This is a genomic window from Pseudomonas sp. LBUM1670 (genome assembly GCF_059695695.1).
Genome location: NZ_CP166783.1, coordinates 5,292,061 through 5,308,119, shown reverse-complemented (window position 1 = coordinate 5,308,119; position 16,059 = coordinate 5,292,061). Strand labels below are relative to the sequence as shown.

Here is a 16,059-nt window from a genome sequence, read left to right as displayed (position 1 = left end):
TTCTGTGGATAAGATGTTCGCTGTCCGCTACAGGCCATATAACCCGGGCCTGTCAGCTACATGATTAAAAAATGATCAACTTGCCGATTTAGAGGGATAAACCTCGTGCAAACCCTGATTTATCGCAGCTTTCGGCGGTTTTCCACAGAGGCGCCGAAGTTGCCCCCAAAGTCTGTTGGCGCTTCTGTGGATAAGGTGTTCGCCATCCGCTACAGGTCACGTATTGCGTGGCTTTCAGGCGTTAGGTCAAAAAACAACCAATCGCTGTTCAAAACATTGCTTCTGGATAAGTCACGGATTTTCTTCGGTTTATGTGGAGAAAGTTATTGGGCATCGCACACTTGTCCCCATTAGCTGTGGGTGGAAGTGTGGATAACTTGTTTGCTGAAGGCTGGAAGCCACGAACGGCATAGCGCTGAACGAAATAGATCATATTTCGTACAGTTCTAAAGAGCGGAGTGTATTGGAGGAAGAAGTGCGGTGATCAAGAGGGCGCCTTCGCGAGCAAGCCCGCTCCCACACTTGACCGTGTTGTTCACAAAAATTTGTGCACGACTTGGATCCAATGTGGGAGCGGGCTTGCTCCGGGCGGCGTTCCGACGAAGCTTTTGCTTTGTGCTCTTAGCCCTGAACTGGAACCCCTTTGAGGTAAGGAGCCGGTTCAGCCCCAAGATTGTTCAACAACCGCTCGCTGTACCAGTCCACAAAATTCACCACACCAAACTCATAGGTCTTGGAATAAGGCCCCGGCTGGTACGCGCTGGAGTTGATCCCGCGCTGGTTCTCTTCCGCCAGGCGACGGTCCTGGTCGTTGGTCGCGTCCCAGACCTGGCGCATGCGCTCCACGTCGTAGTCCACGCCTTCCACCGCGTCCTTGTGCACGATCCACTTGGTGGTGACCATCGTCTCCTGCGCACTGATCGGCCACACGGTGAAGACGATGATGTGGTCGCCCATGCAGTGGTTCCACGAGTGCGGCAGGTGCAGGATGCGCATCGAACCCAGATCCGGGTTCTTGATGCGGCCCATGAGTTTGGCGCAACCCTGTTTGCCGTCGATGGTCATCGACACGGTGCCCTTGAGCAGCGGCATGCGCACGATACGGTTACGCAGGCCGAAACTGGCGTGGGCGTAAGGAATCTTTTCGGCTTCCCAGGAGGCGGCGGAAGCGGCGACGTGATCCTTGAAGGCCTGGTCGGCGCGCGGGTCGGTGACGTCGTCCCATTCCAGCAGGGTTTTCAGCAGTTCCGGGTGCGACGCGTTGCAGTGGTAGCACTCGCGGTTGTTTTCCAGCACCAGCTTCCAGTTGGCCTTTTCCATCAAGGTGGTGGTAATCGCCACCTTGGTGTTCTCCATGTCGTACGGTTCCATGTAATGGTTCAGCGTCGACAGGAAGTCATCAATGGCCGGCGGGTTCTCCGACAGGCTGATGAAGATGTAGCCGCCGGCGGTCTTCACGTTCACCGGTTTGAGGCCGTATTCCTTCATGTCGAAGTCGGCGCCCATTTCGGTGCCGGCGAACAGCAGGCGACCGTCCAGCTCATACGTCCACTGGTGGTAGTGGCAGACCAGCTTGGCGACCTTGCCTTTTTCACTGGTGCACAGCCGCGAACCGCGGTGACGGCAGACGTTGTGGAACGCATGCACCACGCCCTCGGCGCCGCGAATCACGATGATCGGGTTCTTGCCGACTTGCAGGGTCAGGTAGTTGCCCTTGGTCGGGATCTCGCAGGTCATGCCGGCGATCAACCACTCTTTCTGGAAGATTTCCTGCATGTCGATATCAAACAGCCGCTCGTCAGAGTAAAACGGCTGCGGCAGCGAGAACGTACGCTCGCGCTCTTGCAGCATCTGCGCGGTGGCCTTGCGTGCGGGTTCCAGCGGATCGCCCAGGCTGATTTTTGCGGTGACGTCCATCATGTGTTTCCTCAAGGCCATCTGCATGGCCGCGAAAGTGGCTGATCAGGTTTGCAACGCAAGGTGTAAAGAATTCGTCTTTGTGTGGAGCGAGTGTGGGGCCGGCGCACGCCAGAACCTTATCCACGAGCGACATGGCCCACTCTGTTCCCGACGCGCAACCCCCGGTAGTTGGGGGCTGGTCGCGATAAGTATGTGAATGTCGCAGATAGGTAAATGGGTGGTTCGCGCTATACGCAAAATCGTCAACATAAGGCCGACCATCGGCGGTGGAGAACAGCATGTCCAACAGCTTCCTGAATCCGGTAACCACCCAGACCTGGGCCAATGGTCGACACATCGTCCGTTGCGTCAAAGTCATCCAGGAAACCTGGGACGTGCGCACCTTCTGCTTCATGGCCGACCAGCCGATCCTGTTCTTCTTCAAACCGGGGCAGTTTGTCACCCTGGAGCTGGAGATCGAAGGCCAGCCGATCATGCGTTCATACACCATTTCCAGCTCGCCGTCGGTGCCGTACAGCTTTTCGGTAACGATCAAGCGGGTGCCGGGCGGCAAGGTGTCGAACTGGCTGCACGACACCCTGCATGAAGGTCAGGAGCTGGCGGTGCACGGGCCGGTCGGGCTGTTCAACGCCATGGACTTCACCGCGCCGAAGGTGCTCTACCTCAGCGGTGGCGTCGGCATTACGCCGGTGATGTCGATGACGCGCTGGTTCTACGACACCAACGGCAACGTCGACATGGTGTTTATCCACAGCGCCCGTTCGCCCAAGGACATCATTTACCACCGCGAGCTGGAACACATGGCGTCGCGGATCGACAACTTCAGCCTGCACCTGATCTGCGAGAAACATGGTCTGGGCGAGCCGTGGGCCGGTTATCGCGGCTATCTGAATCACAAGATGCTGGAGCTGATGGCGCCGGACTTCCTTGAGCGCGAAGTGTTCTGCTGCGGGCCGACGCCTTACATGAACGCGGTCAAACGCATGCTCGAAGCCGCTGGTTTTGACATGTCGCGTTATCACGAGGAATCCTTCGGGGCCACGCCTGCGGAAGCCCGTGCCGATGCGGTGGAGCAAGCCGAAATTGCAGCAGATGCACCGGACATCGACGTGGCGGATCTGCATCAAGTGGAATTCACCGCGTCCGGCAAGAGCATTCGCGTTGCACCGGGGGAAACGGTCCACGCCGCTGCTGCCAAGCTGGGTCTGTTGATTCCTAAGGCTTGCGGGATGGGGATCTGCGGGACGTGCAAGGTGATGAAGCTGGGTGGCGAAGTCGAAATGGAACACAACGGCGGGATCACCGAAGAAGACGAAGCCGAAGGGTTCATCCTGTCGTGCTGCAGCGTGCCCAAGGGCGACGTGCGCATCGAGTTTTGATACACACTATGGAACCGGGTGGGAGCGGGCTTGCTCGCGAATGCGGTGTGTCATTCAAATCAATATTGACTGATCCGACGCTTTCGCGAGCAAGCCCGCTCCCACAATGGTTCGTGTTTCAATCCACAAACAGGTCCGGCATCAGCTTGTCGCTGCTGTCGGGGTCGAACCGATAGTGTTCGAACCCGGTTATGCCGTTCTCCCGAAGTATTTCCTCATCAATCAGCAACCGACCGGTGATGCTGCGACCGCTGCTGTCCAGAATCACGTGGGCGGCGTCCGCCATGATCGCGGGCGTGCGCGCATGTTTGAAGGACTCGCGAGAGCCCAGCTGAAACTCGATGGCGGCGGTGGCGATCATGGTCTGCGGCCACAGCGAGTTGACGCTGATGCCGTAGTTCTTGAATTCCTCGCTCATGCCCAAAGTGAGCATGCTCATGCCGTATTTGGTCACGGTGTACGGGCTGTATTGGGCGAACCACTTGGTCGCCAGGTTCAGCGGCGGCGACAGGTTGAGGATATGGCCCCTGCTCTTCTTCAGGTAGGGCAGGGCGGCCTGGCTGCACAGCAACACGGCGCGGGTGTTGATCTGGTGCATCAGGTCAAAGCGCTTGAGCTCGATGTGTTGAACGCCGGTCAGCTTGATTGCGCCGGCGTTGTTGATCAGCGCATCGATGCCACCGAAATGCTCGTTGGCCCGGGCCAGTGCTTCACGCACCGCGACCTCATCGCGTACATCAACCTGCAAGGCCAGCGCCTTGCCGCCTACGGCCTCAACTTCCCTCGCCACGCTGAAAATCGTACCCGGCAGCTTCGGATGCGGCTCGGCACTTTTGGCCGCAATCACAATGTTGGCCCCATCCCGTGCGGCGCGCAGCGCGATCTCACGACCAATCCCGCGGCTGGCGCCGGTAATGAACAGGGTTTTGCCTTGTAATGACATGCGTAGGCTCCTGATTGTTATTGTCTGAGTGCTGGAACGGCTCGCAGGACAATGTAGACCAAGACGCTGTGGTAAGTGGTAAGTGGTAAGTGGTGAGTGGCTAATGAGCTTTTGTGGCGAGGGAGCTTGCTCCCGCTGGGCTGCAAAGCGGCCCCAAATACTGAGGATGCAGTCTGTCAGGCAGACCGCGTTGGCTGGTTTGCGACGATCCTGTGGGAGCGGGCTTGCTCGCGAATGCGGTTTGTCATCCGCCATTGATGCTGACTGATATGACGCATTCGCGAGCAAGCCCGCTCCCACAGGGTTTCATTTCATGTCGGTGATCAGCGGGACATGACTTCGCGAATATCCGCCGCCAATTCCCGCACACGCTCTTCTTCGGTGTCCCATGAGCACATGAAACGTGCGCCACCGTTGCCGATGAAGGTGTAGAAGCGCCAGCCCTTGGCGGTCAGCGCGGCGATGGCCGGTTCCGAGAGTTGCAGGAACACGCCGTTGGCCTGCACCGGGAACATCAGTTCCACGCCCTGAATGTCGCTGACCAGTTCAGCCAGCAACTGCGCGCAGTGGTTGGCGTGGCGGGCGTATTTGAGCCAGGCGTCGTTTTCCAGAATCCCGACCCACGGCGCCGAGAGGAAGCGCATCTTGGACGCCAGTTGCCCGGCCTGTTTGCAGCGATAGTCGAAATCTTCGGCCAGTTTGTGGTTGAAGAACAGAATCGCCTCACCCACCGCCATGCCGTTTTTCGTGCCGCCGAAGCACAACACGTCGACGCCGGCCTTCCAGGTCAGGTCCGCTGGCGAGCAGCCGAGGTACGCGCAGGCGTTGGAGAAGCGCGCGCCGTCCATGTGCAGGTTCAGGCCCAGCTCTTTGCAGGTGGCGCTGATGGCGCGGATTTCTTCCGGGGTGTAGATGCTGCCGACTTCGGTGGCCTGGGTCAGGGTCACGACGCGCGGTTTCGGGTAGTGGATGTCCTGGCGCTTGAGGGCCACTTCGCGGATCGATTCCGGGGTCAGCTTGCCGTTTTCGGTGCGGGCGACCAGCAGTTTGGAGCCGTTGGAAAAGAACTCCGGCGCGCCGCATTCGTCGGTTTCGACGTGGGCGGTTTCCGAGCAGATCACGCTGTGGTAACTCTGGCACAACGACGAAAGGGCCAGCGAGTTGGCCGCAGTGCCGTTGAACGCGAAGAACACTTCGCAGTCGGTTTCGAACAATTTGCGGAATTGATCGGACGCGCGGGCGGTCCATTCATCATCGCCGTAAGCGCGCTGGTGGCCGTGGTTGGCCTGTTCCATCGCCGCCCAGGCTTCAGGGCAGATACCGGAATAGTTGTCGCTGGCGAATTGTTGGCTCTTATCGGTCATGGCCCTGCTTTCCGTGATCGAGACGCTTATGGTGAAGCGCCTCGTGGTCAATGATGGTGCGCACTGTACCGAAGATCATCCGGGAAGCGCACGGGATGCGTCTGACAAAAAATTACAAAGACGACGGGCAATTATGCACATGAGGCAAAGGGATGGGGCACTGGATCTGCTGAAGTGGCTGGCGCTGCTGAGCATGGTGCTCGATCACCTGCGATATGTCGGTTATTCCGTCGATATCCTCTATGTTCCAGGCCGACTGGCGTTTCCCTGGTTCTGTCTGGCGATGGCGGCGAATGTTTCGCGGGCACGGGAAATAACGCATCAATGGCGGTATTTGGGTTGGTTGTTGCTGTTCAGTGCGTTAAGTGAAATCCCTTACCGGATGTTCATTCCTGATCCCGACACGTTGAACGTGTTGCCCACGCTGGCGCTTGGTCTGTTGGTCGCGCGGGGCTGGCAGCTCAAGACGCTGCAATCGCGAGTGCTCGCGGTCAGCGCCCTGACGCTGGCGGCGCTGTTCCCGGAGTGGCTGATGTTTGGTTTCTTCGGCGTCCTGCTGCCGCTGGCGATGTTGCTGGTGATCAAGCGGCGCTGGTATTTCAGCCTGTTGCCGGGGCTGGTGTGCCTGGCGTCCAATCAATGGGAGGTGCTGTTTTACTCTGCTCGGCTCGGTAACAGTGCAGCCATCCTTGGCATCGCCACTTGTCTGATTGCGCCATTGCTGGGGCTGGTCTTGTTGCGACATGCCAGCCGTTTCAAGCCGCCGCCAATGCGGCGTTGGGCGTATGCCTTGTATCCGCTGCATTTTCTACTTCTGCTACTCGTCCGCGAAATCGCCGCATAACCCCTGTGGGAGCGGGCTTGCTCGCGAATGCGGTGTGTCATTCAGCATTGTTGTCGACTGGCACACTGCCTTCGCGAGCAAGCCCGCTCCCACAGGGGTTCTTTGCTGATTTGAGGAGTGTGTTCGGCATGCCATTTCCCGCCATGTCGTAAACGCACCTTTGCGTGGCGTCCGTAGGCATTTGACCTGTCTGCGCCGGTCATACCATCACGTCAAAGGGCACTGCCGACAGGTACGTGCCTCACCGAGACGAATGGCGCACCGCCGCCGCTGGGAGAGACGCGATGTTCAGCAAGCAAGACCAGATCAAAGGCTACGACGATGCACTGCTGGCGGCGATGAATGCCGAGGAGCAACGCCAGGAAGATCACATCGAGCTGATCGCGTCCGAAAACTACACCAGCAAACGCGTCATGGAAGCGCAAGGCAGTGGCCTGACCAACAAATACGCCGAAGGCTATCCGGGCAAGCGCTACTACGGTGGCTGCGAGCACGTCGACAAGGTGGAAGCCCTGGCCATCGAACGCGCCAAGCAACTGTTCGGCGCCGATTTCGCCAACGTGCAGCCGCACTCCGGCTCCTCGGCCAACAGCGCGGTGTACCTGGCCCTGCTGCAAGCCGGCGACACCATTCTTGGCATGAGCCTGGCCCATGGCGGTCACCTGACCCACGGCGCCAAGGTGTCGTCCTCGGGCAAGCTGTACAACGCCGTGCAGTACGGTATCGACACCAAAACCGGGCTGATCGACTACGACGAAGTCGAGCGCCTGGCCGTCGAATGCAAGCCGAAGATGATCGTCGCCGGTTTCTCGGCCTACTCCAAGACCCTCGACTTCCCGCGCTTCCGCCAGATCGCCGACAAGGTCGGTGCGCTGTTGTTCGTCGACATGGCTCACGTCGCCGGTCTGGTCGCTGCCGGTCTGTACCCGAACCCGCTGCCGTACGCCGACGTGGTCACCACCACCACCCACAAGACCCTGCGCGGTCCGCGTGGCGGCCTGATCCTGGCCAAGTCCAACGAAGAGATCGAGAAAAAGCTCAACGCGGCAGTGTTCCCGGGTGCCCAGGGCGGCCCGCTGATGCATGTCATCGCCGGTAAAGCAGTGTGCTTCAAGGAAGCGCTGGAGCCTGGTTTCAAGGCTTACCAACAACAAGTGATCGACAACGCCCAGGCCATGGCCGGCGTATTTATCAAACGCGGCTACGATGTAGTGTCCGGCGGCACCGACAACCACCTGTTCCTGGTCAGCCTGATCCGCCAGGGCCTCACAGGCAAAGAGGCGGACGCAGCACTCGGTCGCGCCCACATCACCGTGAACAAGAACGCCGTCCCGAACGATCCACAGTCGCCGTTCGTCACTTCCGGCCTGCGCATCGGCACCCCGGCGGTGACCACGCGCGGCTTCAAGGTGACCCAGTGCGTCACGCTGGCCGGCTGGATTTGCGACATCCTCGACAACCTCGGCGACGCCGATGTCGAGGCCAATGTCGCGCAGCAAGTGTCGGCCCTGTGCGCGGATTTCCCGGTTTATCGCTGAGCGCGGTTTTGGAGTAAATGACTATGCAACGCTACTCGGGCTTCGGCCTCTTCAAACACTCCCTCAGCCATCACGAAAACTGGCAGAAAATGTGGCGCACGCCGACCCCTAAAAAGGTCTATGACGTGGTCATCGTCGGCGGTGGCGGGCATGGTCTCGCCACGGCCTACTACCTGGCCAAGGAACACGGCATCACCAACGTGGCCGTGGTCGAGAAAGGCTGGCTGGGCGGCGGTAACACCGCGCGCAACACCACCATCGTTCGCTCCAACTACCTGTGGGACGAATCGGCGCACCTGTACGAACACGCGATGAAATTGTGGGAAGGCCTGTCCCAGGACCTGAACTACAACGTGATGTTCTCTCAGCGCGGCGTCTACAACCTGTGCCACACCCTGCAAGACATTCGTGATTCCGAGCGTCGGGTCAGCGCCAACCGCCTTAACGGCGTGGACGGCGAACTGCTCGATGCCAAACAGGTTGCCGACGAGATTCCGTACCTCGACTGCTCAAAAAACACCCGCTACCCAGTCATGGGCGCCACCGTTCAGCGTCGCGGCGGCGTGGCCCGTCACGATGCCGTGGCGTGGGGCTTTGCCCGTGCTGCTGACGCACTCGGTGTCGACCTGATCCAGCAAACCGAAGTGATCGGTTTCCGCAAGGAAAACGGCGTGTGCATCGGTGTTGAAACCAACAAGGGCTTCATCGGCGCCAAGCGCGTCGGCGTAGTGACCGCCGGTAACTCCGGGCACATGGCCAAACTCGCCGGTTTCCGTCTGCCGATCGAATCCCACCCGCTGCAAGCGCTGGTGTCCGAGCCGATCAAGCCGATTATCGACAGCGTGATCATGTCCAACGCCGTGCACGGTTACATCAGCCAGTCCGACAAGGGCGACCTGGTGATCGGCGCCGGTATCGACGGCTACAACGGCTACGGCCAGCGCGGTTCGTACCCGGTGATCGAACACACCATCCAGGCCATCGTCGAGATGTTCCCGGTACTGTCCCGCGTACGCATGAACCGGCAGTGGGGCGGCATCGTCGACACCACCCCGGATGCCTGCCCGATCATCTCCAAAACCCCGGTGCCGAACATGTTCTTCAACTGCGGTTGGGGCACCGGTGGCTTCAAGGCCACACCTGGCTCGGGCAACGTGTTTGCCGCGAGCCTGGCCAAGGGTGAAATGCACCCATTGGCCGCACCATTCTCCATCGACCGTTTCCACAACGGTGCGTTGATCGACGAACACGGCGCTGCTGCGGTTGCCCACTAACAGGAGAAATCCCCATGTTGCATATCTTCTGTCCTCACTGCGGCGAGCTGCGCTCCGAAGAGGAATTCCACGCATCCGGCCAGGCGCACATCCCGCGCCCACTGGACCCGAACACCTGCACCGACGAGGAGTGGGGCGACTACATGTTCTTCCGCGATAACCCTCGCGGACTGCACCACGAACTGTGGATTCACGCTGCCGGTTGCCGCCAGTACTTCAACGCCACCCGCGACACCGTGACCTACGAGATTCTCGAGACCTACAAGATCGGCACCAAGCCACAATTCACCGACAAGACCGATAGCCCGAAAGCGGCCACCACGGCTCTGGGAGAGAAGGTATGAGCCAGATCAATCGCCTGTCCAACGGCGGACGGATCGACCGCAACAAAGTGCTGAGCTTTACCTTCAACGGCCAGGTCTACAAAGGCTTTGAAGGCGATTCGCTGGCCGCTGCACTGCTGGCCAACGGTGTCGACATCATTGGTCGCAGCTTCAAGTATTCCCGTCCGCGCGGCATCTTCGCTGCTGGCGCTGAAGAGCCGAACGCGGTGCTGCAGATCGGCGCGACCGAAGCCACGCAGATCCCGAACGTACGCGCCACGCAACAAGCGCTGTATCAAGGTTTGGTCGCAACCAGCACCAACGGCTGGCCGAGCGTGAACAACGACATGATGGGAATTCTCGGCAAGGTCGGCGGCAAGCTGATGCCGCCGGGCTTCTACTACAAAACCTTCATGTACCCGCAATCGTTCTGGATGACTTACGAGAAGTACATCCGTAAGGCTGCCGGTCTTGGCCGTTCGCCGACCGAGAACGATCCGGACACCTACGACTACATGAACCAGCACTGCGACGTGCTGATCGTCGGCGGTGGCCCTGCTGGCCTGGCCGCTGCCTTGGCCGCTGCGCGCAGTGGTGCCCGCGTGATCCTCGCCGATGAACAGGAAGAGTTTGGCGGCAGCCTGCTCGATTCCCGCGAAAGCCTCGACGGCAAGCCTGCCAGCGAGTGGGTCGCCAATGTCATCGCCGAACTGAAAGACACCCCGGACGTGCTGCTGTTGCCGCGCGCCACGGTCAACGGTTACCACGACCATAACTTCCTGACCATTCACGAGCGCCTGACCGATCACCTCGGCGACCGCGCACCGATTGGCCAGGTGCGTCAGCGCATTCACCGGGTTCGCGCCAAGCGCGTGGTGCTGGCGACTGGCGCTCACGAACGTCCACTGGTTTACGGCAACAACGACGTACCGGGCAACATGCTCGCCGGCGCTGTATCGACTTACGTACGTCGTTACGGCGTGGCACCGGGCAAAAAACTGGTGCTGTCGACCAACAACGATCACGCCTACCGCGTTGCGCTGGATTGGCTCGACGCCAGCCTGCAAGTGGTGGCCATCGCCGATGCTCGCAGCAATCCGCGTGGTGCGCTGGTGGAAGAAGCCCGCGCCAAAGGCATTCGCATCCTGACCGGCAGCGCCGTGATCGAGGCCCGTGGCAGCAAGCACGTGACCGCCGCTCGCGTTGCCGCGATCGATGTCAAAGCACACACCGTGACCAGTCCTGGTGAGTGGCTCGATTGCGATTTGATCGCCAGTTCCGGCGGTTACAGCCCGGTGGTTCACCTGGCTTCGCACTTGGGCGGCAAGCCGATCTGGCGTGAAGACATCCTCGGTTTCGTACCGGGCGAAGCACCGCAGAAACGCGTGTGCGTCGGTGGCATCAACGGCGTCTATGGTCTCGGTGATTCCTTGGCCGATGGTTTTGAAGGCGGCGCTCGCGCAGCCAGCGAAGCCGGTTTCAGCGTGGTCGAAGGCACCTTGCCGAAGGCCTTGAGCCGTCTGGAAGAGCCAACACTGGCGCTGTTCCAGGTGCCGCACGAAAAGAACACCGCACGGGCGCCGAAGCAATTCGTCGACCTGCAAAACGACGTCACCGCCGCCGCCATCGAGCTGGCAACCCGCGAAGGCTTCGAGTCGGTCGAGCACGTCAAACGCTACACCGCACTGGGCTTCGGCACCGATCAGGGCAAGCTCGGCAACGTCAACGGTCTGGCCATCGCCGCCCGTTCGCTGAACGTGACCATCCCGCAGATGGGCACCACCATGTTCCGTCCGAACTACACGCCGGTGACCTTCGGCGCCGTGGCCGGCCGTCACTGTGGGCATATCTTCGAACCCGTCCGCTTCACTGCGCTGCATCACTGGCACGTGAAGAATGGTGCCGAGTTCGAAGACGTCGGTCAGTGGAAACGTCCGTGGTACTTCCCGAAAAACGGTGAAGACATTCACGCCGCCGTGAAACGCGAATGCAAAGCCGTGCGCGACAGCGTCGGCCTGCTGGACGCTTCGACCCTCGGCAAGATCGACATTCAGGGCCCGGATGCGCGTGAGTTCCTCAACCGCATCTACACCAACGCCTGGACCAAGCTCGATGTGGGCAAGGCCCGTTACGGCCTGATGTGCAAAGAAGACGGCATGGTGTTCGACGACGGCGTCACCGCCTGTCTCGCCGACAACCATTTTGTGATGACCACCACCACTGGCGGCGCCGCACGCGTGCTGCAATGGCTGGAAATCTACCAACAGACCGAATGGCCAGACCTGAAGGTGTACTTCACCTCTGTGACGGATCACTGGGCAACCATGACCCTGTCCGGGCCGAACAGCCGCAAGCTGCTCAGCGAAGTCACCGACATCGACCTGAGCAACGAAGCGTTCCCGTTCATGACCTGGAAAGAAGGCCTGGTCGGCGGTGTGCCGGCGCGGGTGTTCCGGATCTCGTTTACCGGTGAGCTGTCGTACGAAGTCAACGTGCAAGCCGACTATGCGATGGGCGTGCTCGAGAAAATCGTCGAGGCCGGCAAGCAGTACAACCTGACGCCGTACGGCACCGAAACCATGCACATCCTGCGGGCCGAGAAGGGCTTCATCATCGTCGGTCAGGATACCGACGGCTCGATGACCCCGGACGACCTGAACATGGGCTGGTGTGTCGGTCGCACCAAACCGTTCTCGTGGATCGGCTGGCGTGGCATGAACCGCGAAGACTGCGTACGTGATCAGCGCAAACAACTGGTCGGCCTGAAACCGATCGATCCGACCAAATGGCTGCCGGAAGGGGCGCAACTGGTGTTCAACACCAAGCAGACGATCCCGATGACCATGGTCGGTCACGTCACCTCCAGCTACCTGCACAACTCCCTCGGCTATTCGTTTGCCATGGGCGTGGTGAAAGGCGGTTTGAAGCGCATCGGTGAGCGGGTGTTCGCACCGTTGGCGGATGGCAGCGTGATCGAGGCGGAAATCGTTTCTTCGGTGTTCTTCGATCCGAAAGGTGATCGCCAGAACGTTTAAGTGGCCTCGGGTCCTGTGGGCGGGCAGTTGCACCGAGTCGTCTGAGCGATTCGCGAGCAAGCCCGCTCCCACAATGGGTACGCGGTCGAATGTGGGAGCGGGCTTGCTCGCGAAGGCGGCAGAACAGCCTCCACAGGAACCAACAGAATTCAGGAAAGGTGCTTTATGACCGCAGCCAATGTTTACCAACAACGCCCAACCACCGGGGCCAAGGCCGAGTCGTCGCTGCATCATGCCGACCTCGCCAGCCTGGTGGGCAAGGGCCGTAAAAGCGCCGGCGTGATCGTGCGTGAGAAAAAACTCCTCGGCCATCTGACCATTCGTGGTGATGGCCACGATGCCGCGTTTGCCGCTGGCGTACACAAGGCTCTGGGCATTGAATTGCCCGGCGCGTTGGCCGTCATCGTCAAAGGCGAAACCAGCCTGCAATGGATGGGGCCGGATGAATGGCTGCTGATCGTGCCAAGCGGCGAAGAGTTCGCCGCCGAGCAAAAACTGCGTGAAGCACTGGGCGACCTGCACATCCAGATCGTCAACGTCAGCGGTGGCCAGCAGATCCTCGAACTGAGCGGCCCGAACGTGCGTCAGGTGCTGATGAAATCCACCAGCTACGACGTGCACCCGAACAGCTTCCCGGTGGGCAAGGCAGTGGGAACCGTGTTTGCCAAATCGCAACTGGTGATCCGCCACACCGCCGAAGACACCTGGGAACTGCTGATCCGCCGCAGCTTCTCGGATTACTGGTGGTTGTGGTTGCAGGATGCGGCGGCTGAGTACGGCCTTAGCGTTCAGGCCTGATTTGCAAGTGAGAGGGCTCTTGTGGCGAGGGGATTTATCCCCGTTGGGCGGCGTAGCCGCCCCAAAGCCATTGCCTGCGGTGTGCCTGATACACCTTAGTTGCAAATTTTGGGGCTGCTTCGCAACCCAACGGGGATAAATCCCCTCGCCACAAGATCCTGCGCAGCCTTGAAGTTGTGCAGGTATTTTCGAACAGGAGTCACCGCACTATGAGCCGCGCCCCAGACACATGGATTCTGACCGCCGACTGCCCAAGCGTTCTCGGCACCGTGGACGCGGTGACCCGCTTTCTGTTCGAGCAGGGCTGCTACGTCACCGAGCACCATTCCTTCGATGACCGGCTTTCGGGCCGTTTCTTCATTCGCGTGGAATTCCGTCAGCCCGACGGCTTTGACGAACAAGCCTTCCGAGCAGGCCTTGAAGAACGTGGCCAGGCCTTCGGCATGATCTTCGAACTGACCCCGCCGCACCATCGGCCAAAAGTGGTGATCATGGTTTCCAAGGCCGATCACTGCCTCAACGATTTGCTCTACCGCCAACGCATCGGTCAGTTGTCGATGGACGTCGCCGCCGTGGTCTCCAACCACCCGGACCTCAAGCCGCTGGCCGACTGGCACCAGATTCCGTATTACCACTTCCCGCTCGACCCGAACGACAAGCCATCGCAGGAGCGTCAGGTGTTGCAGGTCATCGAGGCGTCTGGCGCTGAACTGGTGATCCTTGCGCGCTACATGCAGGTTCTGTCGCCGGAGCTGTGCCGCAAACTTGATGGCAAGGCGATCAATATCCATCACTCCCTGCTGCCCGGTTTCAAAGGCGCCAAGCCGTATCACCAGGCCTATAACAAAGGCGTGAAGCTGGTCGGCGCCACGGCGCATTACATCAACAACGACCTGGACGAAGGCCCGATCATCGCTCAGGGCGTGGAGGTGGTGGATCACAGCCATTATCCGGAAGACCTGATCGCCAAGGGGCGGGATATCGAGGGGCTGACCCTGGCGCGGGCCGTGGGTTATCACATTGAGCGACGGGTGTTTCTCAACGCCAATCGCACCGTCGTTCTTTAGATCGCCTTCGCGAGCAAGCCCGCTCCCACAGGGTTTCGTGTTGTTCACGAAACGTGGGCTAACCCGATCCACTGTGGGAGCGGGCTTGCTCGCGAAGAGGCCCGAACAAACAACACAAGACACACAGGCAATAACCCGAGCAATCAACGCGCCGCCGATCCATGGCGACGCGACCGCTACATAAAAACAACAACGAGGTGAAAGCATGTCTGGCAATCGTGGTGTGGTGTATCTCGGCAATGGCAAAGTCGAAATACAGAAAATCGACTATCCGAAAATGCAGGACCCGCGCGGCAGGAAGATTAACCACGCTGTTATCCTGCGTGTGGTTTCCACCAACATCTGTGGTTCGGACCAGCACATGGTGCGCGGTCGTACCACCGCTCAGACCGGCCTGGTACTAGGCCACGAAATCACCGGTGAAGTGATCGAGAAGGGCAGCGACGTCGAGAACCTGCAGATCGGCGACCTGGTGTCCGTACCGTTCAACGTGGCTTGCGGGCGCTGCCGTTCCTGCAAGGAAATGCACACCGGCGTTTGCCTCAGCGTTAACCCGGCGCGTCCGGGCGGTGCTTACGGTTACGTCGACATGGGCGACTGGACCGGCGGCCAGGCTGAGTACGCGATGGTGCCGTACGCCGACTTCAACCTGCTGAAACTGCCAGATCGCGATCGCGCGATGGAAAAGATTCGCGACCTGACCTGCCTCTCCGACATCCTGCCAACCGGTTACCACGGCGCAGTGACCGCTGGCGTGGGTCCGGGCAGCACGGTGTACATCGCCGGTGCCGGTCCGGTCGGTCTGGCGGCTGCCGCTTCCGCTCGCCTGCTGGGCGCGGCGGTGGTGATCATCGGTGACGTAAACACCGTCCGCCTGGCACACGCCAAGGCCCAGGGTTTCGAAATCGCCGACCTGTCTTTGGACACCCCGCTGCACGAACAAATCGCTGCCCTGCTGGGCGAGCCAGAAGTGGATTGCGCCGTCGATGCCGTGGGCTTCGAAGCGCGCGGTCACGGCCATGACGGTGTGAAACACGAGGCCCCGGCCACCGTGCTCAACTCGCTGATGGGCGTGGTTCGGGTCGCCGGCAAAATCGGTATCCCTGGCCTGTACGTGACCGAAGATCCGGGTGCCGTGGACGCCGCCGCGAAAATGGGCAGCCTGAGCATTCGCTTCGGTCTGGGCTGGGCCAAATCCCACAGCTTCCACACTGGCCAGACCCCGGTGATGAAATACAACCGCCAGCTGATGCAGGCGATCATGTGGGACCGCATCCATATTGCTGACATCGTCGGTGTGGAAGTCATCAGTCTGGATGACGCGCCACGTGGTTATGGCGAGTTCGATGCGGGCGTGCCGAAGAAGTTTGTGATTGATCCGCACAAGCTGTTCAGCGCGGCATAAGGCTCCACGCAATACCAAACGGCGACCCTCGGGTCGCCGTTTTTGTTGGAGTCATACATCAATCCGCTGACGAGCGGGTTAAAAATGGGCGCAGCGCTGAGGAACATGCCGACGGAAGCCCGGTCAAAACGGCAGCTTTTCCGCCCGTTACCGAGCGGTTTTCATGGCA

General features: G+C 60.1%; 12 protein-coding genes. 9 read left to right on the top strand and 3 right to left on the bottom strand.

The genetic code is table 11. From position 1 onward, the window contains the following. Positions 1-621: 621 nt before the first annotated feature. Positions 622-1,917: a glycine betaine monooxygenase oxygenase subunit gene (gene gbca / locus ACA073_RS24305; RefSeq protein ID WP_497404212.1), complete on the bottom strand. Its 1,296-nt coding sequence runs from the start codon at positions 1,915-1,917 to the stop codon at positions 622-624. Positions 1,918-2,198: 281 nt separating this feature from the next. Here gbca and gbcB point away from each other — a divergent pair, with 281 nt between their 5' ends. Further along, positions 2,199-3,299: a glycine betaine monooxygenase reductase subunit gene (gene gbcB / locus ACA073_RS24300; RefSeq protein ID WP_497400056.1), complete on the top strand. Its 1,101-nt coding sequence runs from the start codon at positions 2,199-2,201 to the stop codon at positions 3,297-3,299. Positions 3,300-3,417: 118 nt separating this feature from the next. Here gbcB and ACA073_RS24295 read toward each other — a convergent pair whose 3' ends face one another. Then, on the bottom strand, positions 3,418-4,242 hold the full coding sequence (locus ACA073_RS24295; protein ID WP_497400054.1) for an SDR family oxidoreductase: 825 nt from the start codon (positions 4,240-4,242) through the stop codon (positions 3,418-3,420). A 323-nt stretch (positions 4,243-4,565) separates the two neighbouring features. Then, entirely contained in the window at positions 4,566-5,606 is a 1,041-nt protein-coding gene (locus ACA073_RS24290; RefSeq protein ID WP_497400052.1) for a threonine aldolase family protein, read from the bottom strand. 133 nt (positions 5,607-5,739) lie between these two features. Between ACA073_RS24290 and ACA073_RS24285 the strand changes: the two genes are divergently transcribed. The 8 genes from ACA073_RS24285 (at position 5,740) to fdhA (ending at position 15,890) form a co-directional block, all read left to right on the top strand. Next, the gene (locus ACA073_RS24285; RefSeq protein WP_497400050.1) at positions 5,740-6,450 is read left to right on the top strand and encodes a TraX family protein; all 711 of its coding nucleotides are present in this window, start codon (positions 5,740-5,742) and stop codon (positions 6,448-6,450) included. A gap of 284 nt (positions 6,451-6,734) precedes the next feature. Continuing rightward, entirely contained in the window at positions 6,735-7,988 is a 1,254-nt protein-coding gene (gene glyA, locus ACA073_RS24280) for a serine hydroxymethyltransferase (RefSeq protein ID WP_497400048.1), read from the top strand. 23 nt (positions 7,989-8,011) lie between these two features. Then, complete coding sequence (locus tag ACA073_RS24275) at positions 8,012-9,262, top strand: sarcosine oxidase subunit beta (RefSeq protein ID WP_007947735.1); 1,251 nt, start codon at positions 8,012-8,014, stop codon at positions 9,260-9,262. Between the two features lie 14 nt (positions 9,263-9,276). Beyond that, positions 9,277-9,606, top strand: a complete 330-nt coding sequence (locus ACA073_RS24270; protein WP_017341182.1) for a sarcosine oxidase subunit delta — start codon at positions 9,277-9,279, stop codon at positions 9,604-9,606. Then, positions 9,603-12,620: a sarcosine oxidase subunit alpha gene (locus ACA073_RS24265; RefSeq protein ID WP_497400046.1), complete on the top strand. Its 3,018-nt coding sequence runs from the start codon at positions 9,603-9,605 to the stop codon at positions 12,618-12,620. The genes ACA073_RS24270 and ACA073_RS24265 overlap by 4 nt, the downstream gene beginning before the upstream one ends. A 165-nt stretch (positions 12,621-12,785) precedes the next feature. Beyond that, entirely contained in the window at positions 12,786-13,418 is a 633-nt protein-coding gene (locus ACA073_RS24260; RefSeq protein ID WP_497400044.1) for a sarcosine oxidase subunit gamma, read from the top strand. Positions 13,419-13,627: 209 nt separating this feature from the next. Beyond that, positions 13,628-14,485, top strand: a complete 858-nt coding sequence (gene purU / locus ACA073_RS24255) for a formyltetrahydrofolate deformylase (protein WP_497400042.1) — start codon at positions 13,628-13,630, stop codon at positions 14,483-14,485. 205 nt (positions 14,486-14,690) lie between these two features. Further along, complete coding sequence (fdhA, locus tag ACA073_RS24250) at positions 14,691-15,890, top strand: formaldehyde dehydrogenase, glutathione-independent (RefSeq protein WP_007947729.1); 1,200 nt, start codon at positions 14,691-14,693, stop codon at positions 15,888-15,890. Positions 15,891-16,059: the final 169 nt, after the last annotated feature.